Source organism: Micromonospora sp. NPDC005707, from assembly GCF_040631005.1.
GTDB lineage: Bacteria > Actinomycetota > Actinomycetes > Mycobacteriales > Micromonosporaceae > Micromonospora.
In genome coordinates this window covers 309,738-333,746 of sequence record NZ_JBEXYR010000003.1, presented here as the reverse complement: position 1 = coordinate 333,746, position 24,009 = coordinate 309,738, and the positions used below count along the sequence as shown (strand labels likewise).

Here is a 24,009-nt window from a genome sequence, read left to right as displayed (position 1 = left end):
GGCGACCTCCTGACGGCGAATTGTGAACTGGGTCACCTTCGAGTTGCCGCGACGTTACGTCCCTGTTTCACGCTCCCGGAATGGCCGCCGCTCACACATTCACGAACGCCGAAGTGTGCGGGTGCGGGCGCGCCCCAGGTTCCGTGTCTGACCGGCGTGTCCAGTTCCGGTTGGTAACGTCCGCTGCGTGCCGTCCTCCCCGTCCCTGGCCACCGGCCCGTCGACCACCTTCCGGAACCGGCGCGCCGACCTGCTGCTTCTGCTTGCCGCGGTGGCCCTTGCCCTCTGGGTGACCAGCGGGATGTGGTGGGACCCGAACACCCGCATGATCACCGTCAACTCCAGCGACCAGGCCCTCTTCGAGTGGTTGCTGGCCTTCGGCGGGCACGCGGTGACCCACGGGGAGAACCCGTTCTTCACCCACCTGATCAACGTCCCGGACGGGGTGAACCTGGCGGTCAACACCTCGATCACCGCGTACGCGGTGGTCTTCGCGCCGCTGACGTACCTCGTCGGACCGCCGGCGACGTTCCTGGTGATCCTCACGCTCAACCTCGCCGCCACCGCGGTGGCCTGGTACTGGCTGCTCAGCCGGCACCTGGTCGCCAGCCGGCTGGCCGCCGGGGTGGGCGCCCTCTTCATCGCCTACTGCCCGGCCATGGTGTCGCACGCCAACGCGCACCTGAACTGGACCGCCGGCTGGCTGGTGCCGCTGCTCGTCTGGGGCGTGCTCCGGCTGCGCCGCCCCGGCCGCGCGATCACCGGCGGCGTCGTGCTCGGCCTGCTGGTGGCGCTCGCCTTCTCGATCGCCGCCGAGGGGCTCTTCTTCACGGCACTCGCGCTCGCCCTGTTCCTGCTGGTGTGGGCCCTGCACCCGGCCCGCCGGGCCGAGGCCCGGGCCGCCCTGCCGACCTTCCTGCGCGGGCTCGGCGTGACCGCGCTCGTCTCCGGGGTGCTGCTGGCGTACCCGCTGTGGCTGCACTTCGCCGGGCCGCAGCGGTTCCACGGCACCGGCTTCGACCCGCTCATCCACTCCGAGGACATCGCCGCGTACGGGTCGTACCCCCGGCGGTCGCTGGCCGGCTGGGCCGGGCTGGGCACCTCGCTCGCGCCGAACCCGACCGAGGAGAACTCCTTCTTCGGCATCCCGCTGCTGCTGCTCGCCGTGGCCTGCTTCGTCCTGCTCCGGCGGCGCGCCGACCGGGCCTTCCGGGCCACGCTCACGGCGCTCGGCGTGACCGCGCTGGTCTTCGCGGTGCTCTCCTGGGGCCCCACGGCCAAGTGGAACGGCCGGCGCACCGACCAACTGCTGCCGTTCGGGGTGCTGGACAACCTGCCGGTGGTCAACGCCGCGCTGCCCTCCCGGCTCGCCCTGGTGGTGGCGCCGGTGATCGGCCTGCTGCTGGCGTACGCGGTCGACTCGCTGCGCGCCCGGCCGCCCCGGCACCGCTCGAGCCAGCTGGCCTGGGCCATCGGCTTCGCCGCCGCGCTGCTGCCGCTGCTGCCCACCCCGCTGCTGACCAGCGTCCGAGAGCCGATCCCGGCGTTCATCACCAGCGGCGCCTGGCAGCGCTACGTCTCCCCCGGCGGGGTGCTCACCCCGCTGCCGCTCACCGTGGACCTCTATCCGGACGGCCAACGCTGGCAGGCGTACGCCCTGGCGCACCGGCAGGGCGAGTTCCGCATCCCGGCCGGCTTCTTCCTCGGCCCGGGCGGACCGGACGGCCGGGGCCGGATCGGGCCGGTCCCGCGCACCTTCAGCGCGCTGGTCGACCAGGCCGGGCGGACCGGGCTCGTGCCGATCATCACCGAGGGCAGCATCCGCGAGTCCCGGGCGGACCTGCACTACTGGGGGGTCGAGACGGTCGTGCTGGCCGACCGGGTGCACGGGGCGAAGTTCGACGTCGACGAGGAAGCCGTGCGGCGTACGGCCACGGCCCTGCTCGGCCCGCCCGAACGGGTCGAGGACGTCTGGGTCTGGCGGGTGCCGCCGGCCTGACCTGTCGGCCCGGGCCGGCACGGGGTCACCGGAAGCCGGACGACGGCGTCTAATGGTGCGGATGAGGTTCCTCCGGATCAGCCGACGGGCCGCGCTGCGCGCCGCAGCCCTGTCGACCGTCGCCATCGCGGCACTGGCTGCCGGCTCGTTCGCCGCGGCGGCCGCTTCCGACCCGGCGCCGGGCCGGGTCTACGACCCGTGGCTCTGGCAGGCGACGGTCGGCCAGCGTCCCGCCGGTCCGGCCTCGGTGGTCTTCTTCACCTCGAACACCCGCTACTTCGAGTCGACCGGCGTGCTGGTGGGGCGCGACGGCGCCTACCGACTGATTCCGCTGCAGGTCGGTGAAGATCACGGGCTGCTCTCTCCGGACGGGCGGCACTATGTGCGGCCCCACCGAGGGGTGCTGGTCGACCTGACCACCGGTGCGGAAGACCGCACCCACCGGCCGGGCATCCGGGCGCTGGCCTGGTCGCCGGACGGCAGGACGCTGCTCGGCACGCGGGACAACGACGACGCGGTGATCACGTACGGACCGGACAACCAGCAGCTCAACGACCCCGCGAAACCGGACGACCTGCTCGTGGTCGACCCGTACGACGGGGCGGAGCGGGTGCTCGCGGCCGACACGTTCGCCAGTCACACCACCGGGGCCTGGTCACCGGACGGCAGCCTGATCGTGGTCGCCGGTCCGACGGATCCGGCGGTCGAGCGGCAGCGGCTGACGGTCACCGATGCGGCCGGGGGCGGTGTGCGTTGGCAGCGCGACCTCGACGAACGCCACCTGCTCGCCGGGCGGGGCGCCTGGAGCCCCGACGGCGCGCGGATCGCGCTGCTCGCCTTCGACGGCTGCGCCGGCCCCGCCTGCACCCTCGAGGAGGCGGCCGCCCGGTCCTGGCGGCTCGAGTTCCTCGACGCCGCGACCGGTCAACCGCTCGGCACCCCCGTCCCGGTCGCTGGCTGGGCGACGGAGCTGGTCGGTTGGCGAAACGGCGAAGCGGTGCTGAACCGGCTGTCGCGGGAGACGACCCTCCAGGACCGGCACGCGTCGCTCGTCGCCGTGGCGGCGGGCGGCCGTGAGCAGGTGCTGGTGACGGGGCCCCCGGGCGTCTCGGGCTTCGACGTGCCGGCGGACCGGCTGGCCGACGCCGTCTTCGCCGGCTCCGCCCCCCGGCCCTCCCCGTGGGCGGCTCCGTGGTGGCTCTACCCGGTGGTCGCCCTACCGGCTCTGCTGCTCGCCGTCCTGCTCGCACGCGCTCTGCGCCGCCGCCGGGAGCGACGAGCCTCACCGGCCTGACGCCGCCGGGCACGACTAGGCTGGACGGGTGAGCGTGACGACTTCCGGGCTGACCGCCGTCCGTGCCGGCCTGATCGACTACCGGGCCGCCTGGGACGAGCAGCGCCGGGTGCACGAGGCCGTGGTGGCCGGCGAGCAGGGCGACACCGTGCTGCTCCTGGAGCACCCCAGCGTCTACACCGCCGGCAAGCGGACCGAGCCGTGGGACCGGCCGATGGACGGCACCCCGGTGGTCGACGTGGACCGCGGCGGCAAGATCACCTGGCACGGTCCGGGTCAGCTCGTGGGCTACCCGATCGTCACGCTGCCCGATCCGGTCGACGTGGTGGCGTACGTCCGGCGCACCGAGCAGCTGCTGATCGACGTGTGCGCCGAGTTCGGGCTGGCCGCCGGCCGGGTCGAGGGGCGCAGCGGGGTCTGGGTGCCGGAGGACGACCGGGGGCCGGCCCGCAAGGTCGCCGCCATCGGCATCCGGGTGGCCCGGGGCGTGACCCTGCACGGCTTCGCGATCAACTGCGACTGCGACCTCGGCCACTACGACCGGATCGTGCCGTGCGGCATCCGCGACGCCGGGGTCACCTCGCTCACCGCCGAGCTGGGCCGCCCGATCACCGTCGCCGACGTGCTGCCGGTGGTCGAGCGCCACCTGCCCACGCTGGTCGCGGTCCAGGGCTGAGCGGGTGCGGATCGACCTCGTCACCCTCGTCGTCGCCGACTACGAGCCGGCCATCGCCTTCTTCACCGAGGTGCTCGGCTTCGAGCTGGTGGAGGACAAGCCCTCGCTGACGAACGACGGCCGGCCGAAGCGCTGGGTGGTGGTCCGCCCGCCGGGCGGCGGGACCGGGCTGTTGCTGGCCCGCGCCGACGGGGAGCGGCAGGCGGCGGCGGTGGGCGACCAGACCCACGGCCGGGTCGGCTTCTTCCTCCAGGTCGACGACTTCGACGCCACCTACCGGCGGATGGTCGAGGCGAAGGTCGAGTTCGTGGAGCCCCCGCGCACCGAGCCGTACGGGCGGGTCGCCGTGTTCCGCGACCTCGCCGGCAACCCCTGGGACCTGCTCGGTCCCGCCTGACGAGGAGAGAACCCCCGATGACCGACGTGCTGTCGACCCAGCAACGGATCGCCGAGGAGCTGCGGATTCCCGCGACCTTCGACGCCGCCGAGGAGATCGAGCGCCGGGTCGTCTTCCTCGCCGACCGCCTGGTCGACACCGGCCTGACCACGCTGGTCCTGGGCATCAGCGGTGGCGTCGACTCGACCACCGCCGGCCGGCTCTGCCAGCTCGCCGCCGAACGGGCCCGCGCCGCCGGCCACCCGGCCACCTTCGTCGCCATGCGCCTGCCCTACGGGGTGCAGGCCGACGAGCACCACGCCCAGGCCGCGCTGGAGTTCATCCGCCCGGACCGGGTGCTCACGGTCGACGTCAAGCCGGCCGCCGACGCCGCCCTGGACGCGCTGGTCGCCGGCGGGCTGACCTTCCGCGACGCCGCCCAGCAGGACTTCGTGCTCGGCAACGTCAAGGCCCGACAGCGCATGATCGCCCAGTACGCGGTGGCCGGCGCGGCGGGCGGGCTGGTGGTCGGCACCGACCACGCCGCCGAGGCGGTCACCGGTTTCTTCACCAAGCACGGCGACGGGGCGGCGGACCTGGTCCCGCTGACCGGGCTGACCAAGCGGCGGGTCCGGGCGCTGGCCGCGGCGCTCGGCGCCCCCGCCGAGCTGGTCGGCAAGGCGCCCACGGCCGACCTGGAGACCCTGGCCCCGGGCAAGCTCGACGAGGACGCGCTCGGCCTGGCCTACGAGCACATCGACGACTACCTGGAGGGCCGGCCCGTGCCGGCGGAGGTGGAGGAGGCGCTGGTGGCCCGCTACCGCGCCACCGAGCACAAGCGCCAGCTCCCGATCGCGCCCTAGGTGTCGGGACCGGCACCGTCGTCGAGCGGGCCGGCGGCGAACCGCGCCCGCAACCACGGCTCGCAGAGCACGATCGCGCCACCGACGATGCCGCCGATCACCGTCTCCACGCCCCGGTCGTAGAGCAGCTGCCCGGCCGGGCGGGCCACCGCGAGCTGACCCATGAGCAGCGCCATCGGGGTGATGAACAGCAGCGCCAGCCCGTAGTTGCGGCCCACCAGCAGCTCGGTGACGATCTGCAGCACCGCGACCACCAGCACGGTGGCGTACGGCGACAGCGCCGGGGCGAGCAGCACCGCGCTGGTCAGCAGCCCGAGCAGCGTGCCGAGGATCCGGTGCGCGGCGCGGACCAGCTGGGCGGTGACCCCGGCGGCGCTGAGCGGGGCGACCGCCGCCACCATCGCCCAGTACGGGTGGCCGATCCCGACCGCGGTCGCCACGCCGCCGGCCAGCACCACGGCCAGCGCGTAGCGCACCGGCTGCCAGGTCCACACGTGCGCGAGCCGGGCCGGCCGGCTCCGCTCCCGCCGCAGCACGCTGCCCACGTTCCCGACCAGCAGGGCGAACAGCGCGCTCGACCCGGCCAGCGCGGCGGCCACCGGCACGTCCGACACCGCGTGCGGCGCCGAGGCGACCGCGCCGAACGCGAACACCAGGAACAGGGGCCCCGGCGGGTGCCAGTCCTGCGCGGCGGCCAGCACCGCGCCCAGCGCCGCGACGGCCGCCGCGACCGGCACCGCGACCCACGCCCGGGACGGCAGCGCCCCGACCAGCACGCCGAGGACGACCGTCCCGGTGAGGGCCGCCCCGGCGCTGGCCTGCATGGCGGCCCGGGACAGGTGCACGTGGTTGCGGCCGTAGAGCGAGGTGAACGCGCCGAAGACCGCGTACACGGACCAGGCCGGGCGGCCGGCGGCGAGCACCGCGAGCAGCGGCACGAGGACACTGACGCCGGCCCGCAGCGCGACCCGGTGCGCGCCCGGCGCGGGCCGCACGTGCAGCAGGCCGCGCAGCGTCGCCCGTACCTGCTCGCCCATCCGCCCTCACCCTCCGGTCGCCGCCGCGACCCGGGGTACCCGGATCGCGGCGGCGTGATCCCCGGTCAGGGGGTGAGCCGGTGCAGGTCCCGGGGGAAGGCGGTCACCTCCCGGACGTTGGCCGCGCCGGTGAGCCGGGCGACGAAGCGTTCCAGCCCGATGGCGAAACCACCGTGCGGCGGCATGCCGTGGCGGAACGCGTCCACGTACCCGGCGTACGGCTCGACCGGCTCGCCGCGGGCCGCCAGGGCGGCCAGGTAGTCCTCGTGCCGGTGCAGCCGCTGCCCGCCGGTGACCAGCTCCATCCCCCGGAAGAGCAGGTCGAAGCCGTTGGAGTACGCCGGCCGCGCCGGGTCCGGATGGGTGTAGAACGGCCGCTTCGCCATCGGGTACCCGGTGACGAACAGGAAGTCCGAACCGTGTTCGCGCAGCGCCCACTCCCCCAGCGCCCGCTCGTGCGCCGGGGCGAGGTCCGGCTCGTCGGCCGGCGCCCCGGCGATCTTCAGCGCCTCGGTGAAGTGCACGGCCGGGATCTCGGCGGGCACCTCGGGCAGGGTGAGCCCGAGGGTGGCGAGTGGCCCGCCGGCCCGCGCCGCGACCTCGGCCAGCATCCCGGCCAGGGTCTCCCGCAGCACGGCCATCACGTCGCGGTGGTCGGTCAGGAAGCCCAGCTCGACGTCGAGCGAGGTGTACTGCGCCAGGTGCCGGACGGTGTCGTGCGGCTCGGCGCGGAACACCGGCCCGACCTCGTACACGCGCTCGAAGACCCCGACCATGAGCTGCTTGTAGAACTGCGGCGACTGGGCCAGGTACGCGGGCCGGCCGAACCAGTCCAGCGCGAACACGTTCGCCCCGCTCTCGGTGGACGAGGCGACCACCTTCGGGGTGTGGATCTCCACGAACGCGCGGGCGTCCAGGGCGGCCCGGAAGCCGGCCACCGCCGCCGCCGAGATCCGCAGCGCCGCCGACCGGGTCGGGTGGCGCAGCGCGGTCGGCGCGTGGTCGAGCTGGGTGGGCAGGGTGGCGGTGAGCGCCGGCCGGTACAGGTCGAACGGCGGCGGGACGGCGGGCGGCCCGAGCGGGCGTACCGCCGGCTCGGCCAGCTCGACCCCGGCGGGCGCCGTGGCGTTCGCGACCACCGTGCCGGTGACCTCGACGACGGTCTCCTCGGGCAGCGACTCGACGGCCGCGCGCACGGCGGCGTCGGCGACCACCACCTGGGCCAGGCCGGCGGCGTCCCGGACGATCAGGAACGCCACCGACTTGAGCAGCCGGCGGCGGTGCACCCAGCCGGCGATCCGCACGGTCGCGCCGACATGGTGGGTGAGCTGGGAGGACAGGATGCGTTGCACGGCGGTTACCTCCTTGGTCAATCGCAACGCGATCCCCGGGAGGTGTGGGCGAGCGGGAACCTCGCGGTGCCACCACACCTTCGCCCTCCGCCTCGGCGGGGGGCCTCGTTCGTCGCCCGTGACGGGGGCCAGCCGGCGGGGTCTACTGAGCGGCCAGGCCGCCGTTCTTCCCGCAGCTCGGGAGGGTCTTCGCGGTCCGGCGCCAGACCGCCTTCCAGCAACCGGCGGCTCTCTGCGCTGGCGGATCGGCCCGCTACTCGGCTCCGTCGCAGCTCTGCCCGGCACGCTAGCACCCCGGCCCGGCCCGTGTGACGCCGATTTTTCGCCACTGGTGTCCGGTGTCACAACGATTCGGGCGTGACGGCCGTCGCCCGCCGTTCATCGACCGCCACCGACCGGCGTAGGCTCGGTTTTGTGACGATCGAGCACTCCGCGCCGACGACCGAGCAGGCAGCGCCAACCGCGACTGTCGCACCTGAGGGGCGGCGCATGCTGCGGATCGAGGCGCGCAACGCCGAGACGCCGATCGAGCGCAAGCCGCCGTGGATCAAGGTCAAGGCCAAGATGGGCCCGGAGTACACCCAGCTGCGCGGGCTCGTCTCGCGCGAGGGGCTGCACACCGTCTGCCAGGAGGCCGGCTGCCCCAACATCTACGAGTGCTGGGAGGACCGGGAGGCCACCTTCCTCATCGGTGGCGACCAGTGCACCCGGCGCTGCGACTTCTGCCAGATCGACACCGGCAAGCCGGCCGAGTTCGACGCCGACGAGCCCCGCCGGGTCGCCGAGTCCGTCGCCGCCATGGGCCTGCGCTACGCCACCATCACCGGCGTGGCCCGCGACGACCTGCCCGACGGCGGCGCCTGGCTCTACGCCGAGACGGTCCGGCAGATCCACGCCCTCCAGTCCGGCTGCGGCGTCGAGCTGCTGATCCCCGACTTCAACGCGGTGCCCGAGCAGCTCGCCGAGGTGTTCGGGGCCCGGCCCGAGGTGCTGGCGCACAACGTCGAGACCGTGCCGCGGATCTTCAAGCGGATCCGCCCGGCGTTCCGCTACGAGCGCTCCCTCGACGTGATCCGCCAGGCCCGCGCCGACGGCCTGGTCACCAAGAGCAACCTGATCCTCGGCATGGGCGAGGAGCGGGCCGAGGTCTCCCAGGCGCTGCGCGACCTGCACGAGGCCGGCTGCGAGCTGATCACCATCACGCAGTACCTGCGCCCCTCCCCCCGGCACCACCCGGTCACCCGCTGGGTCAAGCCGGAGGAGTTCGTCGAGCTGCGCGAGGAGGCCGAGGAGATCGGCTTCGCCGGCGTGATGAGCGGCCCGCTGGTCCGCTCGTCGTACCGGGCCGGGCGGCTCTACCAGCAGGCGCTCGCCGCCCGCGACGAGGTCGTGGCCGCCGGCTGAGGCCGGCCGTCCACCGCGTCACCCACCGCCGGCCGCCCGCCGGATGCCATGATCCCAGGGATGACCGTCGGGGTACGCCAGGAGCCGCGCGAGGCCACCCGCCCGCGCACGCCCCGGCGTCCCCGGCTGCCGGCGCTGCTCGCCCTGCTGGTCGGGCTGGCCGGGGTCGGCTACCGGCTGGCGCTGCTGCTCGCCGACGCGCCGCCCACCAACAGCGACGAGGCGACCATGGGGCTGGCCGCCCTGCACATCGCCCGCGGCGAGGACTTCCCGGTCTGGTTCTACGGCCAGGCGTACATGGGCACGCTGGAGGCGTACCTGGCCGCGCCGCTGGTGGCCCTGGCCGGGCCGTCGGTGCTGGCCCTGCGGCTGCCCACCCTGGCCCTGTACGCCCTCTTCCTCGCCCTGTCCTGGCGGCTCACCCGCCGCCTCGGCGGCGACCGCTGGTACGCCCTGCTGGTCGTCGCCGTCCTGGCGCTCGGCTCCGACCGGGTGGTCAAGAACCAGCTCATCGCCGGCGGCGGCTACCCCGAGCTGAACCCGGCCGCCGCGGCGCTGGCGCTGCTCACCGTGGGACTCTGCGCGGCCGGGCCGGGCGCGCGGCTGCCCCGCTGGGCGGCCTGGGGGCTCGTGTCCGGGCTGATGCTCTGGGTGGACCCGCTGGTGCTGCCGTACGTCCTCGGGACCGGCGCGGTGCTGGTCGCGTGGCGCCGGCGCGAGCTGGCCGGCCGGGCGGGGCCGGTCGTGGCCGGCACCGTGCTGCTGGGCGCGGCGCCGATGCTGCTGGACAGCCTCCGGCACGGCCGCAACCCGCTCGCGGCGGTGCTGGCGGCCGGCGGCGCCGACGCGGCGGCGAGCTGGGGCGAGCGGCTGTCCGGCGGCCTGGTGCTCGGCCCGTCACTGGCCATGGGCTTCTGCTCCCCCGGCCACTGCGCCGGGTGGCAACTCTGGTGGGCCCCGGTCTTCCTCGTCCTGCTCGCCCTCGCCACGGCCACCGCCTGGCGCACCCTCCGCCCCGCGCCCGCTCCTCCGGCTTCCGCGCCCGCCTCGGGCGCAGATCTTGGCGAGTTGCCGTTCGAGGTGAACGGTAGGTCGCCAAGATCCGGCGACGCCCGGAGGGTGTCGGCGGCCGTGCGGCTGGCGCTGCTCGCCGGGGCCGCCGGCGTGCTGGCGGCCTACGCGGCGAGCAACGCGGCCGGGCGGAGCCCGATCGAGAGCGCCCGCTACCTGTCCGTCCTGGCGGTCGCAACGCCCGCCCTGCTCTGGCCGCTCCGGTCCGCCGCCCGCCGGGCCGGCCTGTGGCCGCCCCCGCCCCGGCCCTCCGGGCCGCCCCACCACCCCGCCGACCTGACGGAACCCGACGAGCCCGACCACCACCCCGCCGACCTGACGGAACCCGGCCAGCCCGACCACCAGCCCACCGACCTGACGGAACCCGGCCAGCCCGACCACCGGCCCGCCGACCTGGCTGGCCGGCCCGGTCACCACCTCGGGGAGCTGGCGGGATCCGACCGGCCGGGAGACCGCCAGGCCGGCGAGCCGGAGTCGATCAACCGCGCGGCGAGCGGTCGGGGGCGGGTCCGGGTGGCCGGGGTGGCGGCGGTCGCCGTCCTCGCGGGGATACTCGGCACCGGAGCGGTCGCGACGGCGGAGGCGGTCGGTGCGGTGCCGGCCACCCACGCCGAGGCCGACCGGCACCGGGCGCTCGTCGACGCGCTCGGCGCGCTGGGCGTGCGGCACGTGCGCGCCGGCTACTGGACGTGCAACCGGCTCACCTTCGCCACGGGTGAGGACGTGCGTTGCGCCGTGGTCGACGACGAGCTGCGCCCCGGGTTCGACCGGCTGCCGGTGTACCGGCGGGCGGTGGACGCCGACCCAAGCGTGGCCTGGGTGGCCCCGGCCGGATCGCCGCTGGCGGCGCGGCTGGACGGGCGGCTCGGACCCGACCCGGGGGCGCTCGACGTGGTCGCCGCCGCCGGCTGGCGGATCTACCTGCCCCGGCGCTGAACCGACCGGCGGGCGCGTCTTCCCCGCCCGCCACGAGCCGACGCCACGCGTGGGCCGGCCGGCTGCGCCGACGCCGCCTCGGCTATCCCCGCCGCTGAGCCGGCGGCGCCGGGTCGAGCAGGCCGAGGCGGTGGGCCAGTGCGGCGGCCTCCACCCGGTTCGTCACGTCCAGCTTGGCGATGATCCGGGACACGTGCACGCTCGCCGTCTTCGGGGAGATGAAGAGCCGCTCGGCGATCCGGCTGTTGCTGTGCCCCTCGGCGACCAGCCGGAGCACCTCCTGCTCCCGGCTGGTCAGCAGGTCCGGGCCGGGCCGGCCGGCCCCGCGCAGCCCGACCCGGCGGGCCAGGGTGGCGGCCTGCTCGCCCAGCGGGGCGGCGCCGAGCCGGGTCGCGATGTCCGCGGCCTCGCGAACGGCGCCGGCGACCTCGTCCCGCTCGCCGGCCGCCGCGGCGGCCTCGGCCAGCGCGAGCAGCGCCCGGCCCAGCGGGTAGGGCTGCCCGACCGCCCGCCACGCGACGACCGCCGCCCGCCACGCCGGCAGCACCGCGCCGTCCCGACCAGCCGGCACGTCGTGCTGCTGGATCGCGACGGGAGCGCCACCACCTGCACCGACGCCGGTGAGGATCGCGGTGACCTGGGCGGCGTGGGCGTGCTCCGCCGGATAGCGCGCGGGCAGCACGGCGGCCACGGCGGACGCCTCGGCGGCCAGCGCGGCGTCGCCGACCAGCGCGGCGGCGCGGGCCACCGCGCTGAGCACCGGCCAGCCCTCCCGGGGCAGGTCGACCAGCCGTTCGTCGGCCAGGGCGGCCCGGCTCGCGGCGAGCGCGTCCACCTTGTCGTCCGCGGCCAGGGCGGCCTCGATGCGCAGTTCGCGCAGCGGCAGCCGGTGGTTCGGCCAGAGGTAGGGCCGGGCCAGGAAGGCCAGTGCCCGGCCGACCAGCTCGTCGGCCGCGGGGTGCGCCCGGGCCAGCCGCAGCCCGGCCCGGAGCTGGAGCTGGAGCAGCCCGGAGACGCCGGGCGGGTCGATCCGGGCCGCCTCCGCGCAGGCCGCGTCCGCCTCGTCCCAGCGGCCCAGCGCGATCAGCGCCTCGGCCCGGTTCGACAGCAGGTACGCCCCGGTGGAACGGCTGATCCCCACCCGGCGCGCCTCGCTCACGCCCGACGCGGCGGCCTCCTCGGACTCGGCGTACCGGCCCAGCTCGTAGAGCACGTCGGAGAGGTGCACGAGGGCGCTGACCAGCGCCGGCGCGTTGCCGGTCGCCCGGGCCAGCGCCTCGGCCCGGCGCAGCTCGGCCAGCCCCAGGTCGGGGGCCTTGTCGGTGCGGCCGAGCAGGGCGATCCGGGTGGGCAGCAGGGCCACGTCCGCGCCGACCACCTCGGCCGCGGCCATCGCCTCGGCGGCCACCGAGGCGGCCTGCTCGGGGTCGATCTTGACCAGGTGCGCGGCGATGTCGGCGAGCAGCCGCACCCGCTCCGGCGCGTCCGCCACCTCCCCGGCCAGCCGGTACGCCTCGCGTACCTCGGCGGTGCCGTCGCTCTTGCCGAGCAGGGCGAGCAGCCGGCCGCGCCGGTAGAGCAGGTGGGCGGCGCGCAGCGGCTCGGCGGCGGTGTCCACCTCGGCCAGCCCGGCCCGGGTCAGGGTGAGGGCCCGCTTGTAGTCGCCGGCCGTGGTCGCCGCGGCCAGGGTTTCCTCCAGCACCCGCAGGTGGTCCATGTCGAGCCGGTCGGCGGCGTCGGGCACCAGCTCCCACAGTTCGAGGACCCGTTCCAGCAGCCGGCTCTGCTCGGCGTACGCGTAACGGTCACCGGCGGCGCCGGCGGCCACCCGGGCGGCGATCAGGGCGCGCGGGTGGTCGTGTGCGGCGTACCAGTGGTGGGCGATCTCGGCCGGGGCGCGGCCGGCGGCCACCAGGTGCGGCTGCGCCTCGATGGCGGCGGCGTACCGGGCGTGCAGCCGGGCGTGCTCGCCGGGGAGCAGGTCGTCGTGGACGGCCTCGCGGAACAGCGCGTGCCGGAACTCGTAGTCGCCGTCCGGGTCGGCCACGACGAGCTGGCCGGCCACGGCGGCGCGCAGCGCGTCCTCCAGCTCGTGCTCGGGAAGGCCGGCCACCTCGGCGAGGAGCTGGTGGGCGAAGCGGGTGCCGCCGGCGGCGGCGATCCGCAGCACCCGCTGGGCCGGCTCAGGCAGCCGGTCCACCCGGGCCAGCAGCAGGTCCCGCAGCGTCTCCGGCAGCACCGCGCAGCCGACCGGGTCGCCGGCCGCGGCCAGCTCCTCGATGAAGAACGGATTGCCCTGGGTACGCCCGTGCACGTCGTCGACGGCGCGGGGCGCCGGCTCGGCGCCGAGCAGGTCGCCGAGGATGGCGGCGGTGCCGTCGCGGTCCAGCCGGCCCAGCTCGACCCGGCCCACGCCCCGGGCCCGGTCCAGCTCGGCGAGGAAGGGGCGCAGCGGGTGCCCGCGGTGCAGCTCGTCGGTGCGGTAGGTGCAGACCAGCAGCAGGCGGGTGGACCGGGCGGCCCGGACCAGGAAGTCGATCAGGTCCCGGGTGGACCGGTCCGCCCAGTGCAGGTCCTCGATCAACAGCACCAGCGGCCGCTCCTCGGCGAGCCGCCGGAACAGGTCGGCGACCAGGTCGAACAGGTAGCCACGTGGGGTGTCGGAGACCGGCAGCCCGGTCGGCGCGGCGGCCGCGGCCGGCACCCGGGCCAGCTCGGGCAGCAGCCGGGCGAACTCCGCCTCGTAGCCGGCGAAGGCGGCCGGGCCGTCGTGGCGCAGCACGTCGCGCAGCGCGGCGGCGAACGGCGCGAAGGGCAGGCCGGCCTCGCCGAGCTCCAGGCACTGGCCGACGAGCAGCCGCGCCCCGGTCGCGGTGGCGTGCGCGCCGAACTCCTCCAGCAGCCGGGTCTTGCCGACCCCGGCCTCGCCGCCCACCAGGACGGTCGCCGGGTCCCCGGCCCGGGCCCGGGCGAGGGCCTCGCGCAGCCCGGTCAGCTCGGACTGGCGCCCGACGAGGACGGTGCTGGCGGCGCGTGCGGTCACGCCGTCGAGCATGCCATGGCGTACGCCGGCGCCGTCCCGGCCGACCGGCCGGTTCCCCGCCGGCCCGGCCGCCCCCGTGGCGGCCGGACCGACGTTCCCGGAACCCAACCCGGCCGCACCAGCCCCAGCGGAGGCGGCCGGACCGACGTTCCCGGAACCCAACCCGGCCGCACCAGCCCCGGCGGAGGCGGCCGGACCGGCGTTCGAGCCGTTGTTCGAGCCGGCGTCCGTGCGTCCCGCCCCGGGCGGACCGGGTGGACCGGTCGGGTCCGGGGCGGGTGGCGCGGCGGTCGGGCGCGCCGGCAGCGCCGGGGCGGTCACCGGCGGGCGTCGGAGACGCGGGCGGCGTGCTGCCGGCGGCCCAGCCAGCCGCGCGGGTGGCGGCGGGGCAGGGACCGGGCGAGCCGGTCGCGGGCCGCCTCGGCCTGCAGCTCGGAGGCGTGGCTGCGGTGGATGGTGAGAAGCAGGTCTGCGTCGTTGCCGAACATCTCGGTTCTCCTGTCGTGCGGTGTCTGTCGCTGTCGACACTGACTTTCCGCGCGAAGGTGCCCCCGGGGCATGGGTTCGCCGCCTGATCTTCGGCCGCTCCGCCTCCTTACTCGGGGGCCTCAGCGGCCCGGCCGCGACGTAAGGTACTCAGCCGCACGGCGGAGGGGCGGCCACGGATCAACGGGCTGCGCGCCGACCACTAGACTCTGCGGCATGGCAAAGCCCCAGGAGAAGGTCTCGTTCGGCCAGCGGCTGAAGCAGATCGGGATGGTGTTCCAGTTCACCGCCAAGCAGGACCGGTGGTTCGCGCCGCTGACCGCGGCGGCGGTGCTGATTCCGCTCGCGCTCACCGTGGTCGCGGTGCTCCTCTGGGGCTGGATCTGGCTGCCGATCGGCATCCTGTTCATCCTGCTCGCCGTGCTGATCGTGCTCAACCTGCGGTCCAACAAGGCGATGATGAACGCCGCCGAGGGGCAGCCCGGCGCGGCGGCCCAGATCATGGAGAGCATGCGCGGCGACTGGCGGGTCACGCCGGCGGTCAGCTCCACCACCCAGATGGACATGGTGCACCTGGTGATCGGCCGGCCGGGCGTGATCCTGCTGGCCGAGGGCAACCCGCAGCGGGTGCGCGGCCTGCTCGGCCAGGAGAAGCGCCGGCTGGCCAAGGTGATCGGCTCGGCGCCGCTGCACGACTACGTGATCGGCCAGGGCGAGGGCGAACTGCCGATCCGCAAGCTGCGGATGACGCTGATGCGGCTGCCCCGCAGCCTCGCCCCGAAGGACGTCAACGCCCTCGACAAGCGGCTCAAGGCGCTCACCGCCCGCCCGCAGATGCCCAAGGGCGCGGTCCCGAAGAACATGCGGCCGCCGCGGGGCGCGTTCCGCCAGACCCGGGGTCGCTGACCCCCGTCGTACGCGAGAAGGAGCCGGTCCCGTGCGGGGCCGGCTCCTTCGTCGTGTGGGCCGGGGTCAGCGGCGGGCCGGGCGCGGGGCGTCGGCGATGACCGACCCGGTCAGCCGGTCGTGCAGGCCGCGCCGGTGCCCGTCCATGATCAGGGCCGGCACCACGAGGGCCAGCAGCACGCCGCGCAGCAGCGCCCGGACCGGCCCGATCCGGCCGCCGTCGGCCCAGGACACGCAGCGGATCCGGGTGACGTACATGCCGGGGGTCTGGGCGAAGAGGCCGAGGAAGAAGCCGTACTCCAGGATCAGCACCAGGACCGGGGCCCAGCCGTCCCGGACCGGGTCGGCGAAGAGGTTGGCGATCAGCAGGCACAGCACCCAGTCGATGAGCAGGGCGCCGAAGCGCCGGCCGAGGCTCGGGGGCGTGAAGGTCGGGTCCGCGGCGGGCGGCACCGGCGCGGCGGCGGTATCGGTCACAGCGGCCAGGGTAGCCAGCGCGCGGCCCGCGGTCGGGAGCGCCGCGGCGGTCAGGGGCGCCGGTCACTGCCCGGGTACGCCGGTTCGACACGAAGCGGGGAACGGGACCAAACCCATCAAACAGCGCCAGACCGGCGCAGCGGGTACGGTCGAACGGCGAGCCGGGGGCGGTTGAGCGGCCAGGATGACGCTCCGCGAGGGACGTAACACGGCGGAAACAGAGGAGACACGGCCGGGCAACCCCGCGGCCATAGCGTCGCCAGGTAGACAGCGACCGGAGTGGACCCGCCAGGAGGACCTGTGTTCGCCAATCCCGAGGAACTGCTGCGTTACCTCAAGAACGAGGACGTGAAGTTCGTCGACGTTCGTTTCTGTGACCTGCCCGGCGTGATGCAGCACTTCAACCTGCCGGTGGAGTCATTCGACGACAGCGTCTTCACCGACGGCCTCGCCTTCGACGGTTCGTCGATCCGCGGCTTCCAGGCGATCCACGAGTCGGACATGCTGCTGCTGCCCGACGTGGCGAGCGCCTTCATCGACCCGTTCCGGGCGCAGAAGACCCTGGCGTTGAACTTCTTCATCCACGACCCGTTCACCCGCGAGGCGTACTCCCGCGACCCGCGCAACGTGGCCAAGAAGGCCGAGGCGTTCCTGGCGGCCAGCGGGATCGCCGACACCGCCTACTTCGGGGCGGAGGCGGAGTTCTACATCTTCGACTCCATCCGCCACGAAACCTCCGCCCACCAGTCGTTCTACTACATCGACTCGATCGAGGGCGCCTGGAACTCCGGCCGCGAGGAGGAGGGCGGCAACCGGGGTTACAAGACCGCGTACAAGGGCGGCTACTTCCCCGTCCCGCCGGTGGACCACTACGCCGACCTGCGTGACAGCATGGTCCGCCGGCTCATCGACGCCGGGTTCACCGTCGAGCGCTCGCACCACGAGGTCGGCACCGCGGGCCAGTCGGAGATCAACTACAAGTTCTCCACGCTGCTGCACTCCGCCGACCAGCTGCAGCTGTTCAAATACCTGATCAAGAACGAGGCGTGGGCCGCCGGGAAGACCGCCACGTTCATGCCCAAGCCGCTGTTCGGGGACAACGGCTCCGGCATGCACACCCACCAGAGCCTGTGGCTCAACGGTGAGCCGCTGTTCTACGACGAGACCGGCTACGCCGGCCTCTCCGACACCGCCCGCTGGTACATCGGCGGCCTGCTGCACCACGCGCCGTCCCTGCTCGCGTTCACCAACCCGACGGTGAACTCCTACCGGCGGCTGGTGCCGGGCTTCGAGGCGCCGGTCAACCTGGTGTACTCGCAGCGCAACCGCTCCGCCTGCACGCGGATCCCGGTCACGGGCAGCAACCCGAAGGCCAAGCGGGTCGAGTTCCGGGTGCCGGACCCGTCCAGCAACCCGTACCTCGCGTTCTCGGCGATGATGATGGCCGGCCTCGACGGCATCAAGAACAAGATCGAGCCCCCGGCGCCGATCGACAAGGACCTCTACGACCTGCCCCCGGAGGAGTGGGGCGACGTCAAGCAGGTCCCGGGCTCGCTGCCCGCCGTCCTCGACGCCCTGGAAGCCGACCACGACTACCTGCTCGACGGAGGCGTGTTCACCCCCGACCTCATCTCCACCTGGGTGTCCTGGAAGCGGGCCAACGAGGTCGACCCGGTGCGCCTGCGCCCGACCCCGCACGAGTTCGCCATGTACTTCGACTGCTGAGCCTTCTCGGCGCGACACACTCCACAGCACCGGCCGGCCCGGCTCCGCGACAGCGGGGCCGGCCCGGCCGGTTCGTGTGTCCGCCGTCAGCGGGCGAGCAGCGCGTCCAGCTTGGTGAAGGAGCTGCCCCAGCCCTGCTCGGCGCCGGACCGCATCTCCGGCGCGAACGGGCCCTGGCGCAGCACCAGCCGGGTCCGGTCGCCGGGCTCGGCGTGGAACTCCAGCCGCAGCGTGAACCGGGTGCCGTCGGGCACGCCCGGCACACCGTGCGCCTCCTCGTAACCCACCAGCAGCTCGTGCTCCACCACCTCACCGAAGGTGCCGTCGGCCGGCGAGGTCATCGCCGGGTCCTCGTCGTTGACCATGACGAAGCGCTGGTGGCCGCCGACCCGGACGTCCATGTCGACGGTGTCGCGCGGCACGGACCAGCCGACCGGGGCGAACCACTCGGCGAACTGGTCCGGGTCGGTGAAGGCGCGCCAGACCAGCTCCCGCGGGGCGTCGAAGACCCGGGTCATGACGAGTTCCTGGGTCGCCTGCGTGTCGGTCATGCTGCTGTCCTCTCTCATTGGTCTTTCCGTTCGGTCTGCGCCTGGATCCGCCGGAGGTGCGCGTCGAGCCGGTCGAAGTTGGCGTCCCAGAACTGCCGGTAGCGCTCCATCCAGGCCGTCGCCTCCCGCAGCGGCTCCGGGTTGAGGCTGCTGGAGCGCCACTGCGCGCTCCGGCTGCGCGTGATCAGACCGGCGTGCTCCAGCACCTTCAGGTGGCGGGAGATCGCCGGGAGGCTGATCGCGAACGGCTCGGCGAGCTCCGAGACGGTGGCGTCTCCCTCCGCCAGCCGGGCGAGGATCCCCCGGCGGGTCGGGTCGGCCAGCGCCGCGAAGATGACGCTGAGTCGGTCCTCGGCCACTGCTTAACCACCTCGTTAATTAACGGATGCGTTGAACATAGAGGCGGGACGGGCGGCGTCAACCACTTCGCGGATTTCAGTGGGCGCGGCGGGCCCGGACCGCGGCCACCACGACCGCCACCACCAGCAGCGTCATGAGGATGGCCCCCGGCGCCTTGGTGAACCGGGCCAGATTGGTGCCGTCCGGCAGGGTGAGCACCGAGGCCACCGCGCAGGGCGCCACGAACCACACCGTCCGGGCCACCGCGACCGTCGCCACCGCGAGCAGAGCGAGGGGCCAGATCGCGTACCAGGGGTGGAAGACCGGGGCGAGCAGCACGGTGGCGGCCAGCGCCAGGCCGGCTCCGACCAGGGCCACCCGCGGCCGGGCGGCGGCGGAGTGAACCGGGCGCTGCCGGGCGTCGCCCAGCCGGCGCAGCGCCGCCCACGCTCGCCACCAGAGGACCACCAGCAGCACCGCGAGCACCGCGAGCGCGACCGCCCGGATCACCGGCACGGCCTGCGGATCCCGGCCGGCCAGGGCGCCCGCGTAGTCGATCACCTGCCCGACGGCGGTCGGCGGGGACGTCCACTGCTCGGAGTCGCCACTGCGGGCCAGGCCGCGTACCCACCCCAGGCCCAGGCCGGTGGCGAGGCTGGTGACCACCAGCGCGGCCAGCACTCCACCGGCCAGCCAACCGCCGTCGCGCAGCAGCGCCCGCCATGTGTAGCGGCCGAGCACGGCGGCCAGCACCGCGAACGGGAGCACCACCACGGCGACCGCCTTCACCGCCACGGCCAGCCCGAGCAGCACCCCGGCGACGACCAGCGCCCGCCGCCGGTCGGGCCCGCGGACGAGCACCAGCAGGCCGAACAGCAGCAGCCCGAGGCCCACCGCGTCGCTGTGCGCGCCCGCCACCAGGTGCACCCCGACCAGCGGGCAGGCCAGCGCCAGCCAGGCCGCCCGCCGGGTCGGCACCCCCGCGGCCCGGGCCAGCCCGGGCAGGCAGAACGCGACCAGCAGCACCCCGGCCAGGGCCACCACGCGCAGCACCACGATCGCGCCGACCAGGCCGCCCCCCAGCAGCACGGCCAGGCCGGCGAGCAGCACGAAGAACGGCCCGTACGGGGCCGGGGTGTCCCGCCAGATCGGCGACACGCTGTCCGCCCACGGGCAGCCGGCCGCCACCACGCCGACCCGGTACGGATCCACGCCGTGCGACCAGGACCAGCCCTGGCAGGCGTACGAGTAGACGTCCCGGCTGCCCAGCGGCGGCGCGGCCAGCAGCGGGAGCAGCCAGAGCCCGGCGGTCACGTACGCCCACCGGCCCGACGGGGCGCCCCACCGCAGCGACCACCAGGCCCCGACCAGCAGCACCGTGCCGACCAGCCACCAGCCGAGCACCACCGGCCCGTGCGGGGCGCGCCAGGCGTCGCCGAGGCTGGTCACGGCGGGGGTGTCGGGCAGCGCGCCGCCGAGCCAGCCGGCGGCGGTCAGCAGCACGGCGCCGGCGAGTCCGGCGTACCGGGCGAGCGCGGCGGCCACCGGCCGGACCGGTCCGTCGGGCAGCGCGCCGGGCTCGCTCACCGGCACCTCTCTCAGTCGGCTCCTCGGTCGGCGGGGACCGGCCGGCGGGCCGCCCGAGCCGAACGTACCAACCGGACCACCACCACGATCACCAACAGCGTCATGAGGGGCGCGCCCGGCATCTTGCTCCACCGGGGCAGGCCGGTGCCGTCGGCCAGGACCAGGAACGCCGACACGAGCGCCACCAGCGCGAACCAGCCGGTCCGGCGGGCGGTGGCGGCGAGCACGGTGAGGGGCCACATCCAGTACCAGGGGTGGAACAGCGGGGAGAGCGCGACTGTCGCGGCCAGCGCCAGGCCGGCGTGCCAGAACGGTTCCCCGCGGCGCAGCGCCCGGAACCAGAGCCAGACCAGCACCGCCACCAGCACCACCACGGCGATCCCCCGGGTGACCGGGAGGGCGTCGATGTGCGCGCCGAAGAGCGCCGCCACGTACCCGGCGGTCTGCCCGACCGCGGTGGGCGGCGAGGTCCAGGCCACCACGAGCCCGCCCTGTTCCAGGCCGCTGATGAAGCCGAAGTTCAGGCCCGCGGCAAGGGTCACGGCGACCACCGTGGCCACCGCCGCGCCGACCACCCACGCCCCGTCGCGGACCAGCGCCCGGATCCGGTACGGCCCGACGATCGCGGCCAGCGCGGCGAACGGCACCACGACCAGCGCGGTGACCTTGACGGCGGCGGCCAGGCCCAGGAGCAGCCCACCGGCGAGCAGCGGCAGCGGCCGGCCCGGCCGGGCCGCCACCACGGCCAGCCCGGCGACGAGCAGGCCCACCATGAGCGCGTCGTTGTGCGCCCCGGAGACCAGGTGCACGGGGACCAGCGGGCAGGCCAGCGCCAGCCAGAGCGCCCGCTGCGGCGGCACCCCGCAGCGGCGGGCCAGCACCGGCAGCGCCCACGCGGTCAGCGCCACCCCGGCCACCGCGAGCAGCCGGAACAGCGCCACGCTGCCGGCCAGCGACCCGGCCGCCGACACCACGGCCCCGGAGAGCACCACGAACAGCGGCCCGTAGGGCGCCGGAGTGTCCCGCCAGATGTAGGAGATGGTGTCCAGCCAGGGGCAGGGCAGCGCCGACACGCCCTGCTCGTACGGGTTGATCCCGGCCGAGTAACTGGCACCCTGGCAGGCGTAGGCGTACGCGTCCCGGCTGCCCAGCGGCGGGGTGAACAGCATCGGCAGCAGCCAGAGAGCGACCGTGACGAGCACCCAGCGGGTCGACGGCGCCTGGTCGCGCAGCGACCACCAGGCCCCGGCCAGCAGGGCGGTGCCGACCAGCCAGAGCGCGATGATCAGGGGCCCGTTCGGGCCCTGCCAGATGCTGACCGGGGTGGGGCGCAGCTCTCCGTGCGGCAGCGCGCCGCCGAGATACGCGGCCACGGCGAGCAGCACCGAGCCCGCCAGGCCGATCCAGCGCGAGAGGTGGTGAGGCACGCCGGACATGCTGCCAGTACGGTGGGTCGCGATCAGGAGGTGGGCATGCGGGGCGGTCGTGTGGTGGCGGTGTCCGCCGCGTCCGCGCTGGTCCTCGCCGTGCTGTATCTCACCCTGCCGGCCACCGGCTCGGACCTGTCGGCCCAGGTGGCGCGGGCCGGCTTCTTCGCCGCACACGGGCCCGCACTGATCGACCTGCGCTGGTACGGCGGGGTTCACCCGTGGGGCTACAGCCTCGTCTCGCCGCCGCTGATGGCTCTGCTCGGGGTCCGCCCCACCGGCGCGCTCGCCCTGCTCGCCTCGGCCACCGCGTTCGCCGCCCTGCTGGTCCGGACCCGGGTGCCCCGGCCGCTGCTGGGCAGCCTCGTCGGGGTGCTCACGATCGCCGGCAACCTGGTCTCGGGCCGGGTCACGTACGCCCTCGGGGTCGCCTTCGGCCTGGCCGCGCTGCTCGCGCTGACCCTGCCCACCGGGGGCGCCGCCCGCGCCCGGTGGTGGCGTCCCGTGCTGGCCGGCCTGGCCGCCCTGCTCGCCTCGGCGGCCAGCCCGGTGGCCGGGCTCTTCGTCGGCCTGGCCGGTGTCGCGCTGCTGTTCACCCGCCGGTACGCCGACGGCCTGCTGCTCGCCGTGCCCGCCGCCGCGCCCCTGGCCGTGACCGGGCTGTTCTTCGGCGAGGGCGGCTGGATGAACATCAGCCGCACCGACACCGTGCACGCCGTGGTGACGAGCCTGGTGGTGGCCGCGCTGGTGGCGTACCGGCCGGTGCGGGTGGGCGCGCTGCTGTCGGCGGCCGGGGTGCTGGCCGCGGCGCTCCTGCACACCCCGGTCGGGTTGAACGCCACCCGCCTCGTGGTGATGTTCGCGCTGCCCGTGCTGGCCGCCGCCGCGACGCTCCCCCGCCGCCTGACGAACCGGCGGGCCGGACGTAACCACGCCGGCCCAGCGGGTGAGCCGACGCCCGCCACCGAGCCGACACCGGCGGCGGGCGCACCGACGCCCGCAGTGCCGACGAGCGGACCGACACCGGCGACGCCGACGAGCGGACCGACCCCGGCAGTGCCGGCGGGCGGACCGACGCTGGCGGCGCCGACGAGCGGACCGACGCCGGCGGTGCCGGCACGGTGGCGGCGGACGGCGGCGGCGGTGGGGCTGGCCGCGCTGCTGGCGGCGGTCTGCGTATGGCAGCCGCCCGTGGTCACCGCCGACCTGACCAGCGCGGACGATCCCACGGCCGAGCCGGCGTACTTCGCGCCGCTGCGGGCCGAGCTGGACCGGCGCGGGCTCACCGGGCGGGTGGAGGTGCCGCCGACCCGCAACTACTGGGAGGCCGCCCACCTCGGCGAGGTGCCGCTGGCACGGGGCTGGCTGCGCCAGGCCGACATCGCCCGCAACCCGCTCTTCTTCACTACCGTTCCCGGCGCACCCGGCACCGGGGTCCCGCTGACGGCGGACACCTACCGCGCCTGGCTGGCGGAGAACGCGGTGCAGTACGTCGCCGTACCCGGCGTCGAGCTGTCCTGGGTGGGGCGGCCCGAGGCGGAACTGGTCCGGGCCGGCCTGCCGTACCTCACCGAGGTCTGGTCGGACCCGCACTGGCGGCTCTACGCGGTGGCCGACCCGACCCCGCTGGTCGGCGCGCCCGGCGAGCTGATCCGTCAGGACGCCGCCACGGTGACCTTCCGCGCGCCCGGCCCCGGCCCGGTGCCGCTGCGGGTACGCCACGATCGCTGGCTGACCGTCTCCGGCGGCGCCACGCTCGCCCCCTCCGGCGAGTGGACGACCGTGACCGTCCCGCACGCCGGCACGTACACCGTCGGCGGCTGACCGGCTCGGGGCCCGCGCGCCGCTACGACCGCGACGACGTGGACGCCCCCGACCGCCCCGGCACGCCACCAGGCACACCCCCGCCGGCCGGCGAAGGGTCGCGAGCCGCTACGACCGTGATGACGTGGACGCCCCTGACCACGCCGCACGCCATCACGCGCACCCACACCGGCCGGCCGCTGAAGAGCCGCGAGCCGCTACAAACTTGATGACGTAGGTGGATCACTCGCGCCTGGGTCGGGTGCCTGCCCGGACTGAGTCGTCCACGTCATCAAGTTTGTAGGCGCCGGCGGGGAAGCGGAGACCCGCCCAGGCCGTGGAGAGCACGCTTCGAGCTGATGCCGCCGACGGTTCACCGCCGACCGACCACAGGGCCGACGGGCACGCGACTGACCCACCTAGGTCATCAAGCTCGTAGGCGCCGGCGAGGAAGCAGACGACCCGCCCAGGCCGTGGAAGCGCCCTTCGAGCTGACGTCGCCGACCACTCACCGCCGACCGCCCCACAGGGCCGACGGGCACGCGACTGACCCACCCACGTCATCAAGCTCGTAGGCGCCGGCGAGGAAGCAGACGACCCGCCCAGGCCGTGGAAGCGCCCTTCGAGCTGACGTCGCCGACCACTCACCGCCGACCG

The 24,009-nt window shown here is 75.2% G+C and carries 19 protein-coding genes; 10 read left to right on the top strand and 9 right to left on the bottom strand.

Annotation, left to right across the window (positions count from 1 at the left end):
* Positions 1-187: 187 nt before the first annotated feature.
* The 5 genes from ABZ452_RS06745 (at position 188) to nadE (ending at position 5,208) form a co-directional block, all read left to right on the top strand.
* The gene (locus tag ABZ452_RS06745; RefSeq protein WP_357939672.1) at positions 188-1,999 is read left to right on the top strand and encodes a DUF2079 domain-containing protein; all 1,812 of its coding nucleotides are present in this window, start codon (positions 188-190) and stop codon (positions 1,997-1,999) included.
* Positions 2,000-2,060: 61 nt separating this feature from the next.
* A complete protein-coding gene (locus ABZ452_RS06740) occupies positions 2,061-3,293 on the top strand; it encodes a hypothetical protein (RefSeq protein WP_357939670.1) in 1,233 nt (410 codons plus the stop codon).
* 28 nt (positions 3,294-3,321) lie between these two features.
* Positions 3,322-3,969 carry a lipoyl(octanoyl) transferase LipB gene (lipB, locus tag ABZ452_RS06735; RefSeq protein WP_357939668.1) on the top strand — a complete coding sequence of 216 codons (648 nt, stop codon included), beginning with the start codon at positions 3,322-3,324 and terminating at the stop codon, positions 3,967-3,969.
* Between the two features lie 4 nt (positions 3,970-3,973).
* Positions 3,974-4,366 (top strand): VOC family protein, encoded by a 393-nt coding sequence (locus tag ABZ452_RS06730; RefSeq protein WP_357939666.1) that lies wholly within the window; start codon positions 3,974-3,976, stop codon positions 4,364-4,366.
* 17 nt (positions 4,367-4,383) lie between these two features.
* Positions 4,384-5,208 carry an ammonia-dependent NAD(+) synthetase gene (gene nadE, locus ABZ452_RS06725; RefSeq protein ID WP_357939664.1) on the top strand — a complete coding sequence of 275 codons (825 nt, stop codon included), beginning with the start codon at positions 4,384-4,386 and terminating at the stop codon, positions 5,206-5,208.
* On the opposite strand, the gene ABZ452_RS06720 is transcribed toward nadE, so the two are convergent.
* Together ABZ452_RS06720 and aspS are read right to left on the bottom strand one after the other, a co-directional pair.
* Positions 5,205-6,245 (bottom strand): FUSC family protein, encoded by a 1,041-nt coding sequence (locus ABZ452_RS06720; protein ID WP_357939662.1) that lies wholly within the window; start codon positions 6,243-6,245, stop codon positions 5,205-5,207. The genes nadE and ABZ452_RS06720 overlap by 4 nt on opposite strands.
* Positions 6,246-6,310: 65 nt before the next feature.
* Positions 6,311-7,597 (bottom strand): aspartate--tRNA(Asn) ligase, encoded by a 1,287-nt coding sequence (gene aspS, locus ABZ452_RS06715; protein WP_357939660.1) that lies wholly within the window; start codon positions 7,595-7,597, stop codon positions 6,311-6,313.
* A gap of 357 nt (positions 7,598-7,954) precedes the next feature.
* On the opposite strand from aspS, the gene lipA reads away from it, so the two are divergent.
* Together lipA and ABZ452_RS06705 are read left to right on the top strand one after the other, a co-directional pair.
* Positions 7,955-9,001: a lipoyl synthase gene (gene lipA / locus ABZ452_RS06710; protein ID WP_357939657.1), complete on the top strand. Its 1,047-nt coding sequence runs from the start codon at positions 7,955-7,957 to the stop codon at positions 8,999-9,001.
* Positions 9,002-9,061: 60 nt separating this feature from the next.
* Entirely contained in the window at positions 9,062-11,008 is a 1,947-nt protein-coding gene (locus ABZ452_RS06705; protein WP_357939655.1) for a DUF423 domain-containing protein, read from the top strand.
* Between the two features lie 82 nt (positions 11,009-11,090).
* Here the strand turns inward: ABZ452_RS06705 and ABZ452_RS06700 are convergent, their stop codons facing one another.
* Positions 11,091-14,051: an AAA family ATPase gene (locus tag ABZ452_RS06700; protein ID WP_357939653.1), complete on the bottom strand. Its 2,961-nt coding sequence runs from the start codon at positions 14,049-14,051 to the stop codon at positions 11,091-11,093.
* Positions 14,052-14,368: 317 nt separating this feature from the next.
* Positions 14,369-14,539, bottom strand: coding sequence for a hypothetical protein (locus ABZ452_RS06695; RefSeq protein ID WP_357939651.1), 171 nt, complete (start codon positions 14,537-14,539; stop codon positions 14,369-14,371).
* A gap of 214 nt (positions 14,540-14,753) precedes the next feature.
* On the opposite strand from ABZ452_RS06695, the gene ABZ452_RS06690 reads away from it, so the two are divergent.
* On the top strand, positions 14,754-15,443 hold the full coding sequence (locus tag ABZ452_RS06690; protein WP_151460953.1) for a DUF4191 domain-containing protein: 690 nt from the start codon (positions 14,754-14,756) through the stop codon (positions 15,441-15,443).
* 66 nt (positions 15,444-15,509) lie between these two features.
* Here the strand turns inward: ABZ452_RS06690 and ABZ452_RS06685 are convergent, their stop codons facing one another.
* On the bottom strand, positions 15,510-15,896 hold the full coding sequence (locus ABZ452_RS06685; protein ID WP_357940054.1) for an RDD family protein: 387 nt from the start codon (positions 15,894-15,896) through the stop codon (positions 15,510-15,512).
* Between the two features lie 324 nt (positions 15,897-16,220).
* Here ABZ452_RS06685 and glnA point away from each other — a divergent pair, with 324 nt between their 5' ends.
* Positions 16,221-17,645 (top strand): type I glutamate--ammonia ligase, encoded by a 1,425-nt coding sequence (gene glnA / locus ABZ452_RS06680; RefSeq protein ID WP_357939649.1) that lies wholly within the window; start codon positions 16,221-16,223, stop codon positions 17,643-17,645.
* 86 nt (positions 17,646-17,731) lie between these two features.
* Here the strand turns inward: glnA and ABZ452_RS06675 are convergent, their stop codons facing one another.
* From ABZ452_RS06675 to mptB (ABZ452_RS06660), 4 genes are all read right to left on the bottom strand, one after another.
* Positions 17,732-18,196: an SRPBCC domain-containing protein gene (locus ABZ452_RS06675; RefSeq protein WP_357939647.1), complete on the bottom strand. Its 465-nt coding sequence runs from the start codon at positions 18,194-18,196 to the stop codon at positions 17,732-17,734.
* A gap of 14 nt (positions 18,197-18,210) precedes the next feature.
* On the bottom strand, positions 18,211-18,555 hold the full coding sequence (locus tag ABZ452_RS06670) for a metalloregulator ArsR/SmtB family transcription factor (protein ID WP_357939645.1): 345 nt from the start codon (positions 18,553-18,555) through the stop codon (positions 18,211-18,213).
* 76 nt (positions 18,556-18,631) lie between these two features.
* Positions 18,632-20,122 (bottom strand): polyprenol phosphomannose-dependent alpha 1,6 mannosyltransferase MptB, encoded by a 1,491-nt coding sequence (mptB, locus tag ABZ452_RS06665; RefSeq protein ID WP_357939643.1) that lies wholly within the window; start codon positions 20,120-20,122, stop codon positions 18,632-18,634.
* An 11-nt stretch (positions 20,123-20,133) separates the two neighbouring features.
* The gene (gene mptB / locus ABZ452_RS06660) at positions 20,134-21,549 is read right to left on the bottom strand and encodes a polyprenol phosphomannose-dependent alpha 1,6 mannosyltransferase MptB (RefSeq protein WP_357939641.1); all 1,416 of its coding nucleotides are present in this window, start codon (positions 21,547-21,549) and stop codon (positions 20,134-20,136) included.
* Between the two features lie 45 nt (positions 21,550-21,594).
* On the opposite strand from mptB (ABZ452_RS06660), the gene ABZ452_RS06655 reads away from it, so the two are divergent.
* Positions 21,595-23,373: a hypothetical protein gene (locus ABZ452_RS06655; protein ID WP_357939639.1), complete on the top strand. Its 1,779-nt coding sequence runs from the start codon at positions 21,595-21,597 to the stop codon at positions 23,371-23,373.
* The last annotated feature ends 636 nt before the right edge of the window (positions 23,374-24,009 follow it).

Bases quoted from the DNA above. Each gene is read 5' to 3' on its own strand.
- ABZ452_RS06705 (WP_357939655.1), top strand. From the start codon at position 9,062: ATGACCGTCGGGGTACGCCAGGAGCCGCGCGAGGCCACCCGCCCGCGC.
- ABZ452_RS06695 (WP_357939651.1), bottom strand. From the start codon at position 14,539: ATGTTCGGCAACGACGCAGACCTGCTTCTCACCATCCACCGCAGCCAC.
- ABZ452_RS06720 (WP_357939662.1), bottom strand. From the start codon at position 6,245: ATGGGCGAGCAGGTACGGGCGACGCTGCGCGGCCTGCTGCACGTGCGG.
- ABZ452_RS06655 (WP_357939639.1), top strand. From the start codon at position 21,595: ATGCGGGGCGGTCGTGTGGTGGCGGTGTCCGCCGCGTCCGCGCTGGTC.
- nadE (WP_357939664.1), top strand. From the start codon at position 4,384: ATGACCGACGTGCTGTCGACCCAGCAACGGATCGCCGAGGAGCTGCGG.
- ABZ452_RS06690 (WP_151460953.1), top strand. From the start codon at position 14,754: ATGGCAAAGCCCCAGGAGAAGGTCTCGTTCGGCCAGCGGCTGAAGCAG.
- ABZ452_RS06740 (WP_357939670.1), top strand. From the start codon at position 2,061: ATGAGGTTCCTCCGGATCAGCCGACGGGCCGCGCTGCGCGCCGCAGCC.
- ABZ452_RS06675 (WP_357939647.1), bottom strand. From the start codon at position 18,196: ATGACCGACACGCAGGCGACCCAGGAACTCGTCATGACCCGGGTCTTC.